The organism is Streptomyces sp. NBC_00597 (assembly GCF_041431095.1).
Classification (GTDB): domain Bacteria; phylum Actinomycetota; class Actinomycetes; order Streptomycetales; family Streptomycetaceae; genus Streptomyces.
In genome coordinates this window covers 1175865-1194158 of sequence record NZ_CP107757.1, presented here as the reverse complement: position 1 = coordinate 1194158, position 18294 = coordinate 1175865, and the positions used below count along the sequence as shown (strand labels likewise).

16 protein-coding genes are annotated in these 18294 nt (G+C 68.6%); 13 read left to right on the top strand and 3 right to left on the bottom strand.

All coding sequences use genetic code 11. The annotated features are described in order from the left end of the window. Positions 1-503: 503 nt before the first annotated feature. The 3 genes from chvE (at position 504) to mmsB (ending at position 4487) form a co-directional block, all read left to right on the top strand. Positions 504-1598 carry a multiple monosaccharide ABC transporter substrate-binding protein gene (chvE, locus tag OG974_RS05015; RefSeq protein ID WP_371645539.1) on the top strand — a complete coding sequence of 365 codons (1095 nt, stop codon included), beginning with the start codon at positions 504-506 and terminating at the stop codon, positions 1596-1598. 102 nt (positions 1599-1700) lie between these two features. Beyond that, positions 1701-3248, top strand: a complete 1548-nt coding sequence (gene mmsA / locus OG974_RS05010; RefSeq protein ID WP_371645537.1) for a multiple monosaccharide ABC transporter ATP-binding protein — start codon at positions 1701-1703, stop codon at positions 3246-3248. Between the two features lie 3 nt (positions 3249-3251). Next, entirely contained in the window at positions 3252-4487 is a 1236-nt protein-coding gene (gene mmsB, locus OG974_RS05005) for a multiple monosaccharide ABC transporter permease (RefSeq protein ID WP_371645535.1), read from the top strand. Here the strand turns inward: mmsB and OG974_RS05000 are convergent. Beyond that, positions 4460-4780, bottom strand: a complete 321-nt coding sequence (locus OG974_RS05000; RefSeq protein WP_371645532.1) for a hypothetical protein — start codon at positions 4778-4780, stop codon at positions 4460-4462. The genes mmsB and OG974_RS05000 overlap by 28 nt on opposite strands. Before the next feature lie 242 nt (positions 4781-5022). Here OG974_RS05000 and OG974_RS04995 point away from each other — a divergent pair, with 242 nt between their 5' ends. The 3 genes from OG974_RS04995 to OG974_RS04985 all read left to right on the top strand — a co-directional run bounded on the left by OG974_RS04995 (position 5023) and on the right by OG974_RS04985 (position 7402). Then, positions 5023-5928: an expansin EXLX1 family cellulose-binding protein gene (locus OG974_RS04995; RefSeq protein WP_371645530.1), complete on the top strand. Its 906-nt coding sequence runs from the start codon at positions 5023-5025 to the stop codon at positions 5926-5928. Between the two features lie 128 nt (positions 5929-6056). Further along, positions 6057-6590 carry a SigE family RNA polymerase sigma factor gene (locus tag OG974_RS04990; RefSeq protein ID WP_371645528.1) on the top strand — a complete coding sequence of 178 codons (534 nt, stop codon included), beginning with the start codon at positions 6057-6059 and terminating at the stop codon, positions 6588-6590. Further along, positions 6587-7402: a hypothetical protein gene (locus tag OG974_RS04985; RefSeq protein ID WP_371645526.1), complete on the top strand. Its 816-nt coding sequence runs from the start codon at positions 6587-6589 to the stop codon at positions 7400-7402. Before OG974_RS04990 ends, OG974_RS04985 begins: the two co-directional genes overlap by 4 nt. Positions 7403-7470: 68 nt before the next feature. Here the strand turns inward: OG974_RS04985 and OG974_RS04980 are convergent, their stop codons facing one another. Further along, positions 7471-10158: an acyltransferase domain-containing protein gene (locus OG974_RS04980; RefSeq protein WP_371645524.1), complete on the bottom strand. Its 2688-nt coding sequence runs from the start codon at positions 10156-10158 to the stop codon at positions 7471-7473. A gap of 495 nt (positions 10159-10653) precedes the next feature. Here OG974_RS04980 and OG974_RS04975 point away from each other — a divergent pair, with 495 nt between their 5' ends. From OG974_RS04975 to OG974_RS04955, 5 genes are read left to right on the top strand one after another with little or no spacing between them, the layout of a single operon-like run. After that, positions 10654-12294, top strand: a complete 1641-nt coding sequence (locus OG974_RS04975; RefSeq protein ID WP_371645522.1) for a sensor histidine kinase — start codon at positions 10654-10656, stop codon at positions 12292-12294. Between the two features lie 20 nt (positions 12295-12314). After that, positions 12315-12704, top strand: a complete 390-nt coding sequence (locus tag OG974_RS04970; RefSeq protein WP_053788756.1) for a roadblock/LC7 domain-containing protein — start codon at positions 12315-12317, stop codon at positions 12702-12704. Then, positions 12701-13057: a DUF742 domain-containing protein gene (locus OG974_RS04965; protein WP_327279743.1), complete on the top strand. Its 357-nt coding sequence runs from the start codon at positions 12701-12703 to the stop codon at positions 13055-13057. Before OG974_RS04970 ends, OG974_RS04965 begins: the two co-directional genes overlap by 4 nt. Then, complete coding sequence (locus tag OG974_RS04960) at positions 13038-13661, top strand: ATP/GTP-binding protein (RefSeq protein ID WP_327279742.1); 624 nt, start codon at positions 13038-13040, stop codon at positions 13659-13661. Before OG974_RS04965 ends, OG974_RS04960 begins: the two co-directional genes overlap by 20 nt. Then, positions 13658-15103, top strand: a complete 1446-nt coding sequence (locus OG974_RS04955) for a cytochrome P450 (RefSeq protein ID WP_329315286.1) — start codon at positions 13658-13660, stop codon at positions 15101-15103. Before OG974_RS04960 ends, OG974_RS04955 begins: the two co-directional genes overlap by 4 nt. A 331-nt stretch (positions 15104-15434) precedes the next feature. Here OG974_RS04955 and OG974_RS04950 read toward each other — a convergent pair whose 3' ends face one another. Beyond that, positions 15435-16547, bottom strand: a complete 1113-nt coding sequence (locus tag OG974_RS04950; protein ID WP_327279740.1) for a hypothetical protein — start codon at positions 16545-16547, stop codon at positions 15435-15437. Positions 16548-17131: 584 nt separating this feature from the next. Between OG974_RS04950 and OG974_RS04945 the strand changes: the two genes are divergently transcribed. Together OG974_RS04945 and OG974_RS04940 are read left to right on the top strand one after the other, a co-directional pair. Further along, a complete protein-coding gene (locus OG974_RS04945) occupies positions 17132-17422 on the top strand; it encodes a helix-turn-helix domain-containing protein (RefSeq protein WP_329315284.1) in 291 nt (96 codons plus the stop codon). A 5-nt stretch (positions 17423-17427) separates the two neighbouring features. Further along, a complete protein-coding gene (locus tag OG974_RS04940; protein WP_329315281.1) occupies positions 17428-17892 on the top strand; it encodes a winged helix-turn-helix domain-containing protein in 465 nt (154 codons plus the stop codon). Positions 17893-18294: the final 402 nt, after the last annotated feature.

Below are 18294 nucleotides of genomic sequence, written 5' to 3'. Positions count from 1 at the left end.
GGCCACCGCCATCCGGTCGGCAAGGACGCTACGGCCTGCGGCCGGCTACTCCGAGAGCCCCCCACGGCCCAGCCTGGGAGCCAGGACAACGCTCGAACCCCCGTCACGCTCCCGCCCTGGAGCAGACCAGCGGTAGGCGGTCGCCAGGGTTCGTGCGGCGTGCGGATCCTCAGGACCAAGATCCGGACAACTGGGGCGGACCAACGCCTCACCCGAAGCCGCAGAAGCCGCTTGCGGTCAGCACGGCCGGACGCGCCCGACGTGCAGGTGCCCCGCCAGAGGAAGCCCATCGCCTGCGGAATTGTTAACCCAACGGTGATCCGAACAGACCCTTGACGGCACTCTTGTGAGCGTTAACACTCAGGTATCGCCAGGGCCGGAGCCGCTGCCACCCCGACTTCGCACAGCGCGAGGAAACGACTCCCGGCCGGCCCCGCTCGACCGCTTCCGGTTCTCCCAGCCGGGTCGCACTGTGCCGGTCGCGGAACATCACTGGAGGAACTGTGCGGAAGTTTTCAGCGGGCCTTGTCACCGTGGGTCTGACGCTGTCGCTGGCAGCCTGCGGCCAGAGCGCCAACGGAGCGGGCGATGGCGGGGCCGGCGGGGAGGCCAAAGGCGGCCTCGTCGGCATCGCGATGCCGACCAAGTCGTCGGAGCGCTGGATCAATGACGGCAACAACATGGTCAAGGAGTTCCAGGCCAAGGGCTACAAGACCGACCTCCAGTACGGCGACAACGTCGTGGAGAACCAGGTCTCCCAGGTGGAGAACATGATCACCAAGGGAGCCAAGCTGCTGGTGATCGCCGCCATCGACGGTTCCTCGCTCACCAACGTGCTGCAGAAGGCCGCCGACGCCCACGTCCCCGTCATCTCCTACGACCGGCTGATCCGCGGCACGGGGAACGTCGACTACTACGCGACCTTCGACAACCACAAGGTCGGCGTCCTCCAGGGCAGTTACATCGTCGACAAGCTCGGCCTCAAGGACGGCAAGGGCCCGTTCAACATCGAGCTGTTCGCCGGCTCGCCGGACGACAACAACGCCACGTTCTTCTTCAACGGTGCGATGAGCGTCCTCAAGCCGTACATCGACGACAAGAAGCTGGTCGTGCAGAGCGGCCAGACCTCCTTCAACCAGATCGCCACACTGCGCTGGGACGGCGGCCTCGCCCAGTCCCGGATGGACAACCTGCTGAGCAAGTCGTACACCGCCGCCCGCGTCGACGCCGTGCTCTCGCCGTACGACGGCATATCGATCGGCATCATCTCCTCACTCAAGGGCGTCGGCTACGGCGCCGGCCAGCCACTGCCCGTCGTCACGGGCCAAGACGGCGAGCTGGCCTCGGTGAAGTCGATCATCGCGGGCGAGCAGACCCAGACCGTCTACAAGGACACCCGCCAACTGGCCAAGGCCGCCGTCCAGATGGGCGACGCGCTGCTGACCGGCGGCAAGCCCGAGGTCAACGACACCAGCCAGTACGACAACGGCGTCAAGACCGTACCGGCGCAGCTGCTCCAGCCGGTCAGCGTCGACAAGGAGAACTACCAGAAGGTCCTTGTGGACAGCGGCCAGTACACCGCGGACCAGCTCAAGTAGCCCACGGAGCCCGACCGACGGGTCCGGCGACGACGAAACGGCGGTGCGACGCCCACGGGACCGCCCGGCGCCGCACCGCCCCGACGATACGGATGCACAACCATGGCCCGACCCGTTCTCGAGATGCGGTCGATCAGCAAGACGTTTCCCGGTGTGAAGGCCCTCTCCGAGGTCAACCTCACCGTCACCGTGGGTGAGGTGCACGCCGTCTGCGGTGAGAACGGCGCCGGCAAGTCCACGCTGATGAAGGTACTCAGCGGGGTCCACCCCCACGGCGGCTACCAGGGCGAGATCTACTTCGAGGGCGAGCCCTGCCGGTTCCGGGACATCCGGGCCAGCGAGCAGCGCGGCATCGTGATCATCCACCAAGAACTCGCGCTGGTGCCCTACCTGTCCATCGCCGAGAACATCTTCCTCGGCAACGAGCACGCCACCCGGGGCGTCATCAGCTGGCACCGGACGCTGACCCACGCCGCCGCGCTGATCCGGCAGGTCGGACTCGACGAGAGCCCGCACACCAGGATCGCCGATCTCGGCGTGGGAAAACAGCAGTTGGTCGAGATCGCCAAGGCGCTCGCCAAGAAGGTCAAGCTGCTCATCCTGGACGAGCCGACGGCCGCTCTGAACGACGAGGACAGCCGCAAGCTGCTCGACCTGATCCTCGAACTCAAGGCCCAGGGCATCTCCTGCATCCTCATCTCGCACAAGCTGAACGAGATCGCCCGGGTCGCCGATGCCGTCACCATCCTGCGCGACGGGCGGACCATCGAGACCATCGCGATCGGTCCCGAGGGCATCTCCGAGGAGCGGATCATCCGTGGCATGGTCGGCCGCGACCTGGAACACCGCTACCCCGAGCGCACCCCGAAGATCGGCGAGGTCGCCTTCGAGATCGAGGACTGGGGCGTCCAGCACCCGATCGACCACCGGCGCAAGGTGGTCGACGGCGTTTCGCTCAACGTCCGTCGAGGCGAGATCGTCGGCATCGCCGGCCTCATGGGCGCCGGCCGCACCGAACTGGCCATGAGCGTCTTCGGCCGCTCGTACGGACGGTGGACCGGCGGCCGGGTGCGGCTGGACGGCCGGGAGATACGTACCCGGACGGTGCCGGAGGCGATCGGGCACGGCATCGCGTACGTGACCGAGGACCGCAAGCAGCTCGGCCTCAACCTGGGCGACGACATCAGCCGGAACATCTCGCTGAGCGCCCTCGGCAAGGTCGCCCGGCGGGGCTGGGTCGACCGGCACGAGGAGGCCCGGACCGCCGAATCGTTCCGGCGGACCATGAACATCAAGGCCCCCTCGGTGTTCGCGGAGACCGGCAAGCTCAGCGGCGGCAACCAGCAGAAGGTCGTCCTCAGCAAGTGGATCTTCGCCGAGCCGGAGGTGCTGATCCTCGACGAGCCCACCCGGGGCATCGACATCGGTGCCAAGGCGGAGATCTACACCGTCATCGCCGAACTCGCCGCCCAGGGCAAGACGGTACTCGTCATTTCCTCCGAACTCCCCGAACTCCTGGGCCTGTGCGACCGGATCTACACCATGGCCGAAGGCCGGATCACCGGTGAAGTGACCCGCGCGGACGCCACCCAGGAATCCCTCATGCGGCTCATGACCATGAGCGCGGCATCCCCCGACAAGCAGGTGTGAGGCATGGCCCAAACCAAGACCACCCCGGACACCACGCCCCGCACACCGCAGACCGGCCGACGTCCGTCGGCCGGTGCCGTACTGGCCCGAGCGCTGCGCGGCAACCTGCGCCAGTACGGGATGCTGCTCGCGCTGGCGCTGATCGTGCTGCTGTTCCAGTTCTGGACGGACGGCATCCTGCTCCAGCCGCTCAACATCACCAATCTCATCCAGCAGAACGGTTACATCCTCATCCTGGCCATCGGCATGATGATCGTCATCATCGCCGGGCACATCGACCTGTCGGTCGGGTCGCTCGCCGCCTTCGTCGGGGCGGCCGCGGCGGTGATGATGGTCAAACACCACGCGCCGTGGCCCGTGGCGCTGGTGGCCGCGCTGCTGATCGGGGCCCTCGCCGGAGCCTGGCAGGGCTTCTGGATCGCCTATCTCGGGATCCCCTCGTTCATCGTCACGCTGGCCGGCATGCTGCTGTTCCGCGGTGGGACCCAGATCCTCCTGCAGGGCCAGTCGGTGGCGCCGTTCCCCAAGGGCTTCCAGAACATCAGCAGCGGCTTCCTCCCCGAGGTCGGCCCCCACACCAACTACCACAACCTCACCCTGCTACTGGGCCTCTCGGTGCTGGCCGTCGCGATCCTGCAGGAGGTGCGCGGACGGCGGCGGGCCGCCTCGTACGGGCTGGAACCGCTTCCGGCCGGGCTGTTCCTGGTGAAGCTCGGCGCGATCACCGCGGCCGTGGTGGCCTTCACGCTGCTGCTGGCCAGCTACCACGGGGTACCGATCGTCCTGCTGATCCTCGGCGTCCTGCTGGTCGGCTTCGGGTACGTGATGCGCAACTCGATCCTCGGCCGGCACACCTACGCCATCGGCGGCAACGAGGCGGCGGCGCGGCTGTCCGGGGTGAAGAGCAAGCGGGTCGTCTTCCTGGCCTTCGTGAACATGGGCGTCCTCGCGGCCCTGGCCGGGATGGTGTTCGCCGCGCGGCTCAACGCAGGTACGCCGCAGGCCGGCATCAACTTCGAGCTGGAGGCGATCGCCGCCGCCTTCATCGGCGGCGCCTCCGCGAGCGGCGGTGTGGGTACCGTCCTCGGCGCGCTCACCGGCGGTCTGGTGCTGGGCGTGCTGAACAACGGCATGTCGCTGGTCGGCGTGGGCACGGACTACCAGCAGGTGATCAAGGGCCTGGTACTGCTGGCGGCCGTCGGCTTCGACGTCTACAACAAGCGCAAGGCCGGAGGCTGACCCTGCGGCCCCGCTCGCGCGTCGACGATCCGCTCGAAGAAGGTCTCGTGCTTGAGGAAGGAGACATCGTACTCACGCCCCGGGTACGGCGGGATCAGCTGCTCGCGGGTGTGCACGAGGTGGTGGTCCACCCGGGGCTCCGGGCCCACGAGGCTGTGCAGGGCCCCTGCCACCTGCGGAAGTTCCAGCAGCCGACGGACGAAGGATCCCTGCGCACAAGCCTCGGACAGCGGCGTCCCGTACCGCACCGGCGGCACCCCGTCGGCAAGCACCGCCAAGCCCTCGGTGTTCATGTCCGCCGGCATCCGTGCCGCCCAGCCCGTTTCCCCGCACCCCCTCGCTCAGTGAGCGGACCGATGCCGGACACCGCTGCCCGGCCGCCCTGAAGGACTCGCCGCGCGCCTGCTTCCCATCGTCGGCAACCTTTTCGCGTCCTGCGGCGACCAGGCAGTGCACCTCGACTCGGATCTTCGAACGGACGGACATGCAGACTGCACGGCAGGCCGCGCGGCAGCGCAGGCGCAGACACAGGCTGATGCTCGGTACAGCGGTGATGCTGACCGCCGCGGGCGTCCTCTTCTGCCTGGTGACGGCCATGCTCCCCGGCCCCAAGGCCGGGGCCGGGGCCGGCGCTGGGGCCGACGTGGCCGCCCCCGCCGCCACCCGTACGGGAGCCACGCCCTCGGCCGCGACGAGCCCAGCACCCCCGGCGGCCGGCTCGCCTGCCGCGGCGACCCCGAGCGCGACCGCCGCAGCAACCACCGCGGCGGCGCCCCCGCCTACGGCGAAGAAGACCCCACCGGCGGCATCCACCCCGGCACCGTCGGCAGGACGCATCCGGCCGGATACCACCTACAAGGGCGTCGCCACCGCCTACGCCGCCGCCGACGGCAACGGCGCCTGCCTGTTCGGCCCGAGCGACGACCTCATGATCGCGGCGATGAACACCACCGACTACGAGTCGTCCAGGGCCTGCGGCGCGTACGTGCGCGTACGCGCCGCGAACGGCGCCTCGATCACGGTCCGGATCACCAACGAATGCCCGCTGCCCTGCGCGCCCGGCCAACTTGACCTCAGCGAACAGGCCTTCGCGAAACTGGCCGAGCTCAAGGTCGGCCGTATCCCGATCACCTGGAGCCTGGTGAGCCCCCGCACGTCCGACGCCCTCTCCCTCCGGTACAAGACCGGGTCCAGCGCCCACTGGTGCGGCATCCAGGTGATCGACCACCGGAATCCGGTCGCACGGCTGGAGGTACGCACCAGCAAGGGCTGGCGGAAGCTGCCCCGTACCGACTACAACTATTTCCTCTCCGCCGACGGCGGTGGGTGCGGCGGCGCGATAAGGATCACCGACATCTACGGAGAGCAGTTGACGGTCGACGGGACCGCGCTGCTGCCGAACGTCGCACAACCGACCAGGGTCCAGTTCGCCGCGCACTGAGACCTCACCGCGGCAGCCGAGTGGCGGATCCGGTGGGGCGGATCGGAGCGCCCTGGGTCGTACCGGCCACTGGTACGCTGCCGCCCGGATGTTAGCGCACACATTTGCGAAAGGGGCGACCGTCGGACATGGTCCTCGATGACGCGTCCGCGGAATTCCACGACTTCTTCGAGCGCCACTACGCCGAACTCGCCCGGCTCGCCCATCTCCTGACGGGCGGGGCGGACGACGCCGACGATCTGGCCGCGGACGCCCTGACCGCCCTGTGGCAGCGCTGGGACCGGCTGCGCCAGGCCGAGTACCCACTCGCCTACGCCCGTGGCGTGGTCGCCAACCTGGCACGGTCACGGATCCGCAGCGCGGTGCGCGAGCGCCGCCGGATCGCCCTGTTCTGGTCCCGCGGTGCGGAGCCGTTGCACGGTCCGGACGTGGCCGCCGTGGTGGACGTGCGTACTGCCCTCGCCCGGTTGCCGTTCCGGAAGCGGACGTGTGTGGTCCTACGGCACGCCTTCGACCTGTCGGAGAAGGACACCGCTCTGGCACTCGGAATATCGGTCGGTACGGTGAAGAGCCAAACCTCGAAGGGGATGGCCGAACTGGAACGGATGCTGGGCAGCACGGGAGCAGCCGGGGAACTGTTGGCAGGGAGGAGGAGCCGATGAACGAGGAACTCACCGAGCGGCTGCGCGCAGCCGCCGAGGCCCACCAGCCCGACCGCGCCCGGATCCTGGCACGCGTGGAACGCGGCATGTCCGGCGCCCCCGCCCGCCACCGCGAGCGGTCCGGCGCGAGGCCCTGGCCCAGGGTCGCGCTCGCCTCCCTCGCCGCGGTAGGCACTCTGGCGGTCGGTGGTTTCGCCGTCGCCGCCATCGTCCAGTCACCGCCGGCCCGGCCGGACGTCTCGGCCACCCCCGCCGCGCCGTCCGCGCCGTCCACGTCCGGAACTCCCCGGCCGACACCGTCGACACCATCGGCGCCCGCCACCGGCCGGCCGACCACGCCGGGCCGTTCGTCCCCGACGGGCCCCAGCCCTTCGGCGTCAGGCGCCGCGGGCTCGGCCCGGCCAGGCAACGCGCACGTCCAGGACGGCCCTCTGTCGTCGGCCGGCTCCTTGGGCACGAACAGCAACAGCTTCTGGGCGCAGAGCAACATCACCCTCAAGTCCACCCAACCGCTTACCGCACTCACCGTGGAACTGCGCATCACGCAGACCGGTGCGGTGCAGAGCACCGGCAGCTGGCGGACGCTGCCCGCCGAGGATTTCACCGTCACCGTGCAGAACGAGGGCGGAGCAGTGGTCTACCGCTGGATCCTCAAGCCGGGCCGTACGGTACCGGCCGGACAGCATGTCTTCGCCGGCCAGTACAACCACGCCGCCGGCGCACGCGAGGCCGAGCACGACGGCTACCGCGTCGACGCCAACGATCCCCGCGGCGCCCTCTCGGTCTGGGGCGGCTTCACCCCGGCACGATGAGGCCGCGCCGCTTCGCCGGCCCGTGGGTGGAACGGCGCGGACCGCCGCCCGCCCACGGGCCAGGAGCATCAGGACAGGTCGCCGTACACCACGCCACGGCCGTACCCGCCCAGGTAGACCCGCCCGTACACGTCGGGGTCGCCGCTGATGACGTTGATGGCGCTGCCACCGAACTGGTGCTGGTCGCCGTTGATCCGGACCCAGGCCGAGCCGCCGTCGGTGGAACGGAACAGCCCGGTGACGCCCTTCACCTTCCCGCTGAGGTAGAGCGCCTGGTACCCGGCGCCCGGGGCCGGCTTGCCGAAGCCGACGGCGGTCGCCTGCTCCACGCCGCCGAGCTTGCCGAAGCTCTTCCCCCCGTTGGTGGAGTGCAGGAGTCCGTTGCCCCCGCCGGCGATCCACAGGTCACCGGCGATGCCCGGAACCGCCTTGAGCTGCCCGTCGCCCAGGCCGGTGGCCCGCGCGCTGAAGTGCTTCCCGCCGTCGGTGCTGGCGTATAGGGTGCCCCCGCTGAGGGCGTAGAAGGTGTTCGCCGCCGAACGGTCGGCCACCACAGCCGTGTCCTTAGGCAGACCGGAGGTCGCCGCCCAGGCCGAGCCACGGTTGGTCGAGTAGAACGGAACCTGGCCCGCGGGGGTCCACACCACGGCGGCGCCGTCCGCCGAGACGGCCGCGGAACCGCCGCCCGCGTCGCGCACCGGCGCCGTGGCGAACGGCGCCCAGTCGGCTCCGCCGTCGGTCGAATAGGCACCGTGCTGCTCGCCACCGAGACCGACCCGCACCATGAACTGCGGCTTCGACTGGGCGAAGTCGATACCCGTGGTGTTGGTGAACAGCGGTCCGGAGAGCGCCTTGGCGGGCACCTTGGTGAGGTCCTCGTGCCGGAACCCGCTGACATCGCCGAGCGCACTGATCAGGGGAAGACCGGGAGGCTTGATCAGTCCGAGCGTCGCGGTCTCTTCCAGGCCCTTGGCCGGGATGGTCCAGTGCGTCGCCCGCCCGGTGTCCGCCGCGGTCACGCCGTTGCTGCCCCACATCCCAGATCCGGTGCCGTACAGAACGTGCCCGGAATCGAAGGGGTCGATGGCCAGGGCGCCCATCCAGTGACCGATGCCGGTGCCCACGTAGGGCGCTGCGGAGTTGTCCCGCACCGAAGTCGCGCCGAGCGCCTTCCAGGAGGCGCCGCCGTCGGCCGACCGGTAGATCTCGTCCGAAGGCCACTGGGAGGGCGCCGGTCCGGCGGCCATTGCCGCACGCCTTGCCTCGGGCCGTACGTCCTCGGCGTCCGCGCCGGCCGGCTGCGCAGATGGGAGGGTACCGCGGCAGTACATCTCGTGTGGCGAGTCCGCTCGGTGCCCGCTGATGGTGAACCGCCGGCCCCCGTCCTCCAAGGCGGTGCGGACCGTGACGTCCTTACCCGGCGCCAGCATCAGCGGCCGCTCGAAGTCTACGTCGGCGAACTCCAGCGGCTGAACCGCGCCGAATCCGCTTGCGGCGCAGGCGTGTGTGACCAAGTCCAGGTAGCCGGTGGCAGGGAAGACAGTTGCGCCCAGGACTCGGTGGTCGGTCCAAGGCGAGGCCGCGGACAGGACCGTGTCGAGAACGAAGGGCTGTTCCTGTGCCGGCGCTGGTAGCAGCTGCGTCTCGCCCGCGAGCGCTTCGGCGCGGGCAGGGGCCTGGTGAACGATCCCGGCTGAAGCGGAGGAGGGCTGCTCTGGCGTGCGTTCGCAGGTGCCACGGTCTCCAGTGGTACTGGCGAACCAGTAGCGGTCGCGCCGGAAGGCGTACTGCGGCGCCGAAACGCGTCGGTGGCCCGGGGCGGTGAGCAACCGGGGCAGATCGATGGGGGCGCCGGCCGCGAACAGCGCGGCGGCGGCGGTGAGGATGCTGCGCAGGTCCTCGCCGTTGTTCTGAAGTGTGGTGACCAGCCGGACGTCCGTGGCGTCGAAGGCACCGGCGATGGCGGGCGTCAGGGTGGGGTGCGGCCCGATCTCCACGACGGTCGAGCAGCCGGACTCCAGCACCGTGCGGATGCCCTCGTGGAAGCGCACCGTCTGCCGCACCTGCGCGCTCGCGTACTCCGGACCCACGTCACCGGTGAGGACCTCGCCGGTGACGGTGGAGACGACGGGGACCTCCGGACGGCTGGTCTTGAACTCGGCGGCGCATTCTTCAAGTCCGGCCAGGGCCGGGTCCATCAACGGGGAGTGGAAGGCGTGGGAGACCTTCAGCTCGGTGGTCCGTACGCCGGACTCCTCGGCAAGCCGGGCGATGCCGTCGACGGCCTCGGCCACGCCTGAGATCACCAGGCTGCGCGGCCCGTTGACGGCGGCGAGCGAGACCGTGTCCTCCTTACCCAGGAGCCAGCGCGCTACCGTGCCCTGCCCCGCCGCGACTGCCAGCATCTTGCCGTCGCGGGGCAGTTCGCCCATGAGCCGGCCGCGCTGCACGCTGAAGCGCGCGGCGTCCTCCAGAGCGACCAGTCCGCCCACGCAGGCGGCCGCCAGCTCTCCGACGCTGTGTCCGATGACAATGGAAGGACGTACCCCCCAGGCGCGCAGCAGCTCGGCGAGCGCGAACTGAACGGCGAACAGACCGGGCTGGGCGTAGCGAGTGTCCGTCAGCGGCGCTCCTGCGTCCGTCGTGCCCGTCCCGTCCGTACCCGTGCCGAAGAGCACGGAGCTCGTCTCCGTCCTGACCCCGGGCCGCTCCGCTGCGGATCCGGAACGGATCGTGATCTCCTCCCGGCTACCCACAGGGCCTCCTCCGCCGCCACCTCGGCGGGAGTGTCCGCGATCCCTGTGGCCGTGGGCGTGCCACCAGGACCGCAGCAGCCTGCGGAAACAGGCAACCGTCACCGCTACATCAGTGAATCGGTGGAGGTCCTGACGGCCCCTCGCCCCAGCCCCTCCGAAGCCTTCGGCGCGAGCCGCCCGGGCTTCTTGATCCACCTTGCATCAGCACGGGGTTGGAAAAGGCTCCTTGGCGTGGCGAAGGCCTGGAGGCGGCGGAGGCCGGAGCTCGGAGCCATGAACAGCAAGCCGCTGGATTCAGTCGATTCCATGCATGTGCTGTGTGCGTCATGGCGATGATCGATCAACTATCGCTCCAGATCGATCAACGGGGCTTTTCGTTCCAGTCAAGGCCACCTGGCGTACCCGAACTGACTATGCTCGCCAAGCGTGTTGCGCTGCATTCATCGCGAGTCGAACGTCGCATTGCGCGAAGACGGAGCCTGGACGTAGAGAGGCATGAGCACCGATGCGATCTCGAACCGGCCCCTCGGGCACACCCATTGGAACATCCTTGCTCGGCCGAGCGAAGTCCCGACCGTTCTTGTCGGCGCACCGCATCACGCCCAGTCCACCAATTCCAGACTGTTTAGGGACCCTTCGATGGTTCGTGCAGGTTCAACCCCTAGAGCGCTGTCGCATGCAGTGGCTCCGGCATGGCTAATCCCCCCTGGTGTCCTGGCTGGGGCCTGCGGTGTGGCGCTGGTCTGTGTTTCCGCGCAGATACGCACGCCGGTTGCCTGGTGCGGCCTCGTCGCGGTCGTCCTGGCGGCCATCACTTCGGCTGAGACGGCGCGCCGGGCGCGCTCGGCAGAAGCGGCCCGCTACACGCGGGCGAATGCCGAGGTACAGCGGTACTACGCGCAACGCGAGACCGCGCTGCTCGCGCGCCTGTCCGATCAGCGGGCCACCACTGTATGGCTCGCCGAAGAGCTCCTGCCCGCGGCTGTCGCCCGCCTGCAGAAGGGTGAGCCCCCTTCGGAGATCCTGCAGTCCGTCCCGTTCGGGGAACATCTCGACAGCGAGTTCGCCGAAGCGCTCCGGGCAGCTCTGCGGACGCTCCTGGAAGCCGTGGATGCCGAGGAACGCACCCGGGACTCGTCGCAGCGGGCACTGGTGGCGATCGCCCGGCGGGTCCAGGCAATCGTGCATCAACTCGCCAAGGACCTGCGCGACATGCAGATCCTGCATGGTACGGATGTAGTGGTCTCCCATGGCCTGCAGGACATCGACCATCGCAATGCCCTGATCGGGCGCCTTGCGGCCAGCATCGCGGTACTGGGTGACGCCCGGCCCGGGCGTCAGTGGTCGAAAGCGATCCCTCTCTACGACATTGTGCGAGGGGCCATGTCACGCATCGTGGACTATCCCCGCGTGAAGCTGCAGTCGGTGACAGAGGTGGCTGTGATCGGCCAGGGAGCCGAGCCGCTGATCCACCTGCTCGCCGAGTTGCTCGACAACGCCACTACCTTCTCACCGCCGCACGCCCCGGTCGAGGTGACCGCGAGCGAGGTGCCCACTGGTGTCGCGATCGAGATCGAGGACCGTGGGGTCGGGCTCACCGAAGAGGCCCGCCAGCGCATCGACCGCGTCATGGCTCACGCATCATCCGGCATGGATCTGGCCGACCTGGGCGAGGCAACGCAGCTCGGCCTGCCCGTCGTCAGTAGGCTGGCCCGCGAGCACGGCCTCGACGTCGACTTGCGCACCTCCGCGTACGGAGGCGTGCGGGCCGTCGTGCTCGTTCCGCGGCGCCTGATCACCACAGTTCAGCAGCCTGCCTCGAAAGTCCAACAGTTCACGCCGAGGCCCACGGGCGCACCGACCGTACCGAGGCCGACGATGACGCGCGATGCCGCAGCAGAATCTGTCGAAGCCGAAAAGACGGTGAACGGACTGCCTCAACGGCGACGCGAGTCGCCCGTCCCGACACCGGTCGTCCGCACGACCCCCCATCCCCCGGCCGCTCCGGCTGCCACCCCGGGAACGGCCGACGCACCTCGGCAGCCGGGCCTGATGTGGGAGGCGTTCAGCGGCGAGAAGAGATCGAGTACGGGCCCTTCCATTCGAACCAACGAGCCATCAGACGAGGGTGAGTAACCGTGCCGCCACTGCCCAACATGGACTGGATGCTCAAGGAGCTCGCAGCCAGCGTCCCGTATGTGCGACACGTGGTCGTGTTGTCGTCGGACGGTCTGTGCATCGGTCAAGCGAACACGGAGCCCGACACCGCTGACGCGATCGCCGCTGCCTGCTCGGGCATCCAAAGCCTGGCGAAGGCCATCGCCCAGAAGTTCCCGCACGGAGACGGCTCGACCCACATGGTCGGGATCGAAGTCGACGGCGGATACTTTTCCCTCATGGCGGCCGGACCCGGGGCCTATCTCGCGGTGCTGGCCGATGCGGAGGTGGACGCGGGGTTGCTGGGCGACCGCATGCGTACGCTGGTGGTCCGGATCGGCCAGCACATGACCAGCCCGCCTCGTGAGGACGTCGGGCAGGCGATGTGACGTTACAGAACCAGGACGCATGGGACGAAGGCAGTCCCGTGCCGCTTTATGTCATCTCCGGTGGCCCAGGTTCCTCAGCCAAAGCCTTCAACCTGGTCACCCTCGTCGCATCGAGGTCCGCACCCGAACCCGGTATGCAGCCCGAGCAGGCAGCCATCCTCACCATGTGCCAATACCCGCTGTCGGTGGCCGAGATTTCCGCGTACCTCAGCCTGCCGTTCAGCGTCATCACGGTGCTGCTCTCCAAGCTCGTGGACAACGAGCGGGTTCAGGCTACTGCTCCCGTACCTGTCGCGGCGGTCCCCGAACTTGGCCTTCTGGAGGCGGTGATCCATGGACTACGTAGGCTCTGACGCTCCCGCCGCCGGCCCCCGCCGCTCAGACGTGCTGCTGCCGCACGGCGCCAGGGGAGTCAAGGTCGTGATTGTCGGCGGCTTCGGGGTGGGCAAGACGACCATGGTCAAGGCGGTGAGCGAGATCCCGCCCCTGACCACCGAAGAAACCATGACTCAGGCCGGCGTCGGGATCGACCACAATCCCGGTGCGGAAGGCAAGAACACCACGACCGTTGCTCTGGACTTCGGCCGCATCAGCATCAACGAGGAGCTGATCCTCTATCTCTTCGGGACGCCGGGACAGGAGCGCTTCTGGTTCCTGTGGAACGGCATCTTCGAAGGCGCGCTCGGTGCCGTGGTCCTCGTCGACACCCGAAGGATCGAAGTCTGTTTCGAGATCATCACCCGTCTGGAAGACCGCCGCGTCCCCTTCGTCGTGGCCGTCAACACATTCCCCGAAGCGCCGCAGCACCCGGTACCAGCCCTGCGTACTGCTCTGGCGCTCAACGAATCGGTGCCCATCATCACCTGTGACGCACGCGACCGGTCGTCCAGCCGCGACGCCTTGCTCTCGCTGATGGGCTACCTGTGCACCCTCGCCGCCGCTCAGGAGTCCGTATGACCGTCCCACCCACTGACCACACCACCACCGAACCAGGGCTCACCCCGCCCCCGGGTTGTCCGGCCCACACCGCCACGGGACTCGACGCAGCGACCCCGCTCTGGGGCGCCGCGGCCGAGACCGACCCCATGGGCCTGTACGAAAAGTTGCGTGCCGCCCACGGTCCGGTGGCGCCCGTCCTGCTCGACGGGGACGTACGGGCCTGGCTCGTCCTGGGATACCTCGAGAACCGTGATGTGGCCAGCCGCTCCACCCAGTTCTCCCGCGACCCCCGCACCTGGCACGGCTGGAAGAGTGGCGAGATCGACGCCACCACCTCGCCGCTGGTACCGATGATCGGCTGGCGACCCGACTGCGTATGTGCGGACGGCGAAGAGCACCAGCGCCTGCGGGGCGCGGTCACGGCCGGCCTCAGCCAGTTCGACCAACGCGGAATCCGCCGCCACATCACCCGCTTCGCGCATCAGCTGATCGATGATTTCTGCGAAACGGGCAAGGCGGAGCTGGTTGGTCAGTTCACCGAGCACCTGCCCATGCTCGTTCTTACCCACCTGCTCGGAATGCCGGACGAGTACGGTCCCAAGCTCGTGCACGCCGCCCGGGACCTCTTCAAGGGCACCGAAACGTCGCTCGCGAGCAACGCCTATGTGCTGGAGACCCTCGATCAGCTCGTCGTGGCCAAGCGCGCCCTGCCCGGGCAGGACATCGCATCCGTACTGATGGCCCACCCGGCCGGCCTCACGGACGAGGAGGTGCAGCACCACCTGCGCCTCATCCTGCTCGCGGGCTATGAGACGACCGCCAATCTCATGTCCAACGTGCTGCGCATGGTGGTCACCGACCCGCGGTTCCGGGGGTCGTTGGCCGGCGGCCAGATGACCTTGCCGGAAGCAGTGGAGCAAGTGCTCTGGGACGAGCCACCGCTGATGGTGTGCCCGGGCCGCTGGGCCACCGGTGACACCTCCCTCGGCGGGCAGGAGATCAAGGCGGGAGACATGCTCCTGCTGGGCCTGGCCGCCGGGAACGTCGATCAGGTGGTCCGCCCAGACCCCTCGACCCGTGTGCACCACAACCGCGCGCACCTGTCCTTCAGCGCCGGCGCCCATGAGTGCCCCGGCCAGGACATCGGCCGTGTCATCGCCGACACCGGCATCGACATCCTGCTCACCCGGCTTCCCGACATCAGCCTGGCCGTGCCCAAGGAAGAGCTCACCTGGCGCTCCTCCACCTGGTCCCGGCATCTCACGTCACTGCCCGTGAAGTTCGCGTCCCGCAGTCCGGAAGCCCATGATGTGCTGACACCGCTGCCGGCCGCGCCCCTGCCGAGCAGCAGTATTCCGACGGCGCCCCAATGGCCGGTGTCGGAGCGCGAGTTGTCTCACCCAACCGAACCCCGCACCTCGTGGCGGGCGCGGCTGAGGCGGCTTCTGCGGAGGCGGTAGGCCTGGCAGCTCCCATCAGAGCCGAGCACCACAGCCGAGGAGGCTGCCGGACGGCGTGGGCCGGCAGCCTCCTCCGAGCTGGGCGAGCACCAACCAAGTGCTCGTACCGTCGGGCGCGGCTCCTGAGTCGAAAGCGGCTGTGTGGGAACATCAGATCGTCCACAGCTCCCCGGCCCCTGCGTTCGGCGTCTGCGGCCGGGCCGGACTTTCTCCGCGGTGCAGCGCCCGGTGGGCAGCGCTCGCCCGTTCGTAGTTGCCGCGTATCCAGTGCGGACAGGTGGACCACGATGAACCACTCGGCGCCCACTTCGCGCTCGTCGTGCGGCGCCCTTCACGCGTGCGTCGACGTTATGAGGCCTGATGACGCTGAGACATACCGCTCGCCGGCGGGCACAACGGCGGTGGGAGTCCGTTGCTCTTTGAACGGACCGTCTGCCGGAGCGTAGCGGGGCGCCCCGGTGTACCACGCATGGAGGCCGGACAGGAAACTGGAAGCTCCCCGGAGCCACGCCTCCAGCCCGATCCGTTCGCCGTGGTTCAACCGGGCTCGCTGGACGACCGGTGGCAGTTCGCTCCGTGTGAGGTGCTCGAAGTGGCGCAGTCGGGCGGTCACCAGATCGGCGGCCGCCTGCATCGCCTCCTGGACGGTGATGCGCAGGGATGTTTGGAGGACGATGACGAGGTTGTTGACGTCGTGTTCGTCATGAATTTCCCGCTGGTAGGAGGCAATGTCGTTCGCCATTCCCATGTAGTCCATGAAGGCGTCGAGCAATGCGCAGAAGGCTCGGCTGTGTCGGATCTGCTCAGGGATCCGTGCGCCAGTGGAGAGTTCGACGGAGTAGGGGGCGGTATAGGCGGCAAAGCTTTCACGGCGGAACTGGGCATACTCGATGAGATCCGGGACACGGCCGGCGCGGCTGTTGGCCAGTTCCTGAACTCCCGCGTCGATGTACCTTGCCAGGGCATGGTTGAGCCCCTGCCGCCAGTGCGCCATTCTCGGAGGGAACAGCCGTTGCTGGAGGTCGGCCATGCCCCTTTCGACGGCATTGGTCGGGGCCGGCAACCGGGCGCCCGGCTCCGTCGGCAGGAAGGCATGGAGGCGGGCCGTGAAGGCTTGTGCGCCTGTGAGGTCGCCCGTCCGTTTGAAGGCGGAGGCGAAGTAGTCGTCCCAGGCCAGAGCCCAGAGGTTGAACCGGTGATTGAGCCGGAGGTCGGCGAGTGAGGCGTCAGGAAGAGCCCAGGCGGTCAGCTGGTCAACGGCCATGGCGTGGAACTGGGACAGGGTCCAGATCGCCCGGTGGGGCGACGGTGCTTCGTCGCTGTCCAGCATGCCCATCTCTCGCGCCCACGTCTCGGTCTCCTCGCGCAGGGCCAGCAGATACGGATTCACCCGCACCGGGTACGGCATCCGCAGTATGGGCAGCTTGATGGCCTGCACTGTCATGAGATCCCTGCTTCCCTTTCGGCGCGCATCGATGTTGCGTGTCGCCCCGGCCGTGCCCTGAGCAGTTACAGGGGCTGGCGGAACCCATGCAGTGGGCGAGGAAGTGAACGTGCTGCACATAGGTCCTGCGAAGGCACCTGCGTAGTCGGGACATGCGGATGCTGTGCGAGCACGACGAGCCGACCATCGGAGTCCCGGCACCGCAGCGATAGAACCGGTGACGCCCCGTCACGAGCCCGAGACCATCCCGTGGCGGTCTCTGGCGCGTCCGGGTCACACCCCTTGATCGGGGACTGGGCGAGGATCGCGAATGTCAGTTCCTGGGGCATGGTTTCTCCCTCCGAGACGCCTATAGGCTGACGATCCACTGCTGCCACGAGGACGGACGCCAAACCGTTCCCACCCTTTGGTGCACCAAAACGTGCGCCCACCCCGGCCAATCCGCAACCCCGCGTAGCCGTCCTCGGACCACGATTAAGGCCGGTTTGCGGGGAATGAAACGATCCTTCTGGGTCAACTTGGCTCAAATTCGACCCCAAAGCTATTGATCCGAAACGCTTGTGATTCGGGTCGTTGAGCTGGGTGTGAGTGATCCGCTGGGGGACGCGCGGCATCTGCCGCCGTCGGCACAGAAGTTCTGCGGTCGCGGCCGGTGGCCGCGCTGGTGGCAGGGCGAGACCGCGAGGACGTTGCGTCGTGTGTCGCTGAAGGCCGTGGACAACTGGTGGGCGAAGTGGCAGGCCGGAGGCCGGGACGCACTGCTCGCGCGGCCGAAGGGCCGTCCGGTGGGGGTTCATCAGGTGCTGGGCGAGGCCGAGCAGGCCGCCGCGCGCCAAGCCGTACTTGATATCGGCCGTGCGATGTCGGCCTGGTAGGGCAGTTGTGGACGCGGAGGCTGATCGGTGAGCTGATCGCGAAGCTGTACCGGGTGCGGCTGACCGAACCAGGGGTGGGCAAGTACCCCAAACGGTGGGGGCTTTCTTTCCAGCGTCCCGACAAGCGGGCGGTGGAACAGGATCCCGAGGCGGTGCGGCGCTGGCACGAGGAGACCTGGCCGGCAACCCGGGCCAGGGCGAAGGCCGAGGGCGGTGAGATCCCCTTCGCCAACCAGGTCGATGTCCGTTCCGACCAGGTCACCGGCCGGACCTGGGGGGAGAAGGGGCGCACCCCGATCGTGCGGCGCACGGGCAACCGGTTCTCGTTGAACGCGATGTCCGCGATGTCCGCGATCAGCACCAAGGGCCGGATGCACTTCATGGTCTTCACCGAGACCTTCGACGTCACCGTGATGTGCCGCTTCCTGGAGCGGCTCGTCGGGCACTTCGACCACAAGGTAGCTGCTTAACGCCGACCTCAAGCACAGCCCGCCCAAAGGCCACCGGGCCCGAAACCAGGCCGAACACGCTGCCGAGACCCGCCGGTTCTTCCGCAGACGCCAACGCCAGCCCCACATCGTCCGCGGCTACTTCCACAGCCCCCGCGTCCGCTGCACCCTCAACGAGAACCCTTTGAGTTTCTGATCAATAGGTTCACCGGGTTGGCGGCTGTGGCGGTCGTGGCTGCCAGGGCGGAGACGGCTTCTGCGGGCGGTCCGGTCCGGTCCGGTCCGGTCCGGTCCGGTCCGGTCCGGTAGTGAGCGTGCGCCGCTGCCGCTGCGTCGAACAGGGTCACTGCAGCTCGGATCAGATCGTCAGCCCCGGCGGTTTCGCGGGGCGGGTCGGGGTAGGTCGTGGGCTTCGGGCAGCGG

What these genes read in the sequence shown, in the direction of transcription:
- mmsA (WP_371645537.1), top strand. Translation starts at nt 1,701, where the DNA reads ATGGCCCGACCCGTTCTCGAGATGCGGTCGATCAGCAAGACGTTTCCC.
- mmsB (WP_371645535.1), top strand. Translation starts at nt 3,252, where the DNA reads ATGGCCCAAACCAAGACCACCCCGGACACCACGCCCCGCACACCGCAG.
- OG974_RS05000 (WP_371645532.1), bottom strand. Translation starts at nt 4,780, where the DNA reads ATGAACACCGAGGGCTTGGCGGTGCTTGCCGACGGGGTGCCGCCGGTG.
- OG974_RS04995 (WP_371645530.1), top strand. Translation starts at nt 5,023, where the DNA reads ATGCTCGGTACAGCGGTGATGCTGACCGCCGCGGGCGTCCTCTTCTGC.
- OG974_RS04990 (WP_371645528.1), top strand. Translation starts at nt 6,057, where the DNA reads ATGGTCCTCGATGACGCGTCCGCGGAATTCCACGACTTCTTCGAGCGC.
- OG974_RS04985 (WP_371645526.1), top strand. Translation starts at nt 6,587, where the DNA reads ATGAACGAGGAACTCACCGAGCGGCTGCGCGCAGCCGCCGAGGCCCAC.
- OG974_RS04975 (WP_371645522.1), top strand. Translation starts at nt 10,654, where the DNA reads ATGAGCACCGATGCGATCTCGAACCGGCCCCTCGGGCACACCCATTGG.
- OG974_RS04970 (WP_053788756.1), top strand. Translation starts at nt 12,315, where the DNA reads ATGGACTGGATGCTCAAGGAGCTCGCAGCCAGCGTCCCGTATGTGCGA.
- OG974_RS04960 (WP_327279742.1), top strand. Translation starts at nt 13,038, where the DNA reads ATGGACTACGTAGGCTCTGACGCTCCCGCCGCCGGCCCCCGCCGCTCA.
- OG974_RS04955 (WP_329315286.1), top strand. Translation starts at nt 13,658, where the DNA reads ATGACCGTCCCACCCACTGACCACACCACCACCGAACCAGGGCTCACC.
- OG974_RS04950 (WP_327279740.1), bottom strand. Translation starts at nt 16,547, where the DNA reads ATGACAGTGCAGGCCATCAAGCTGCCCATACTGCGGATGCCGTACCCG.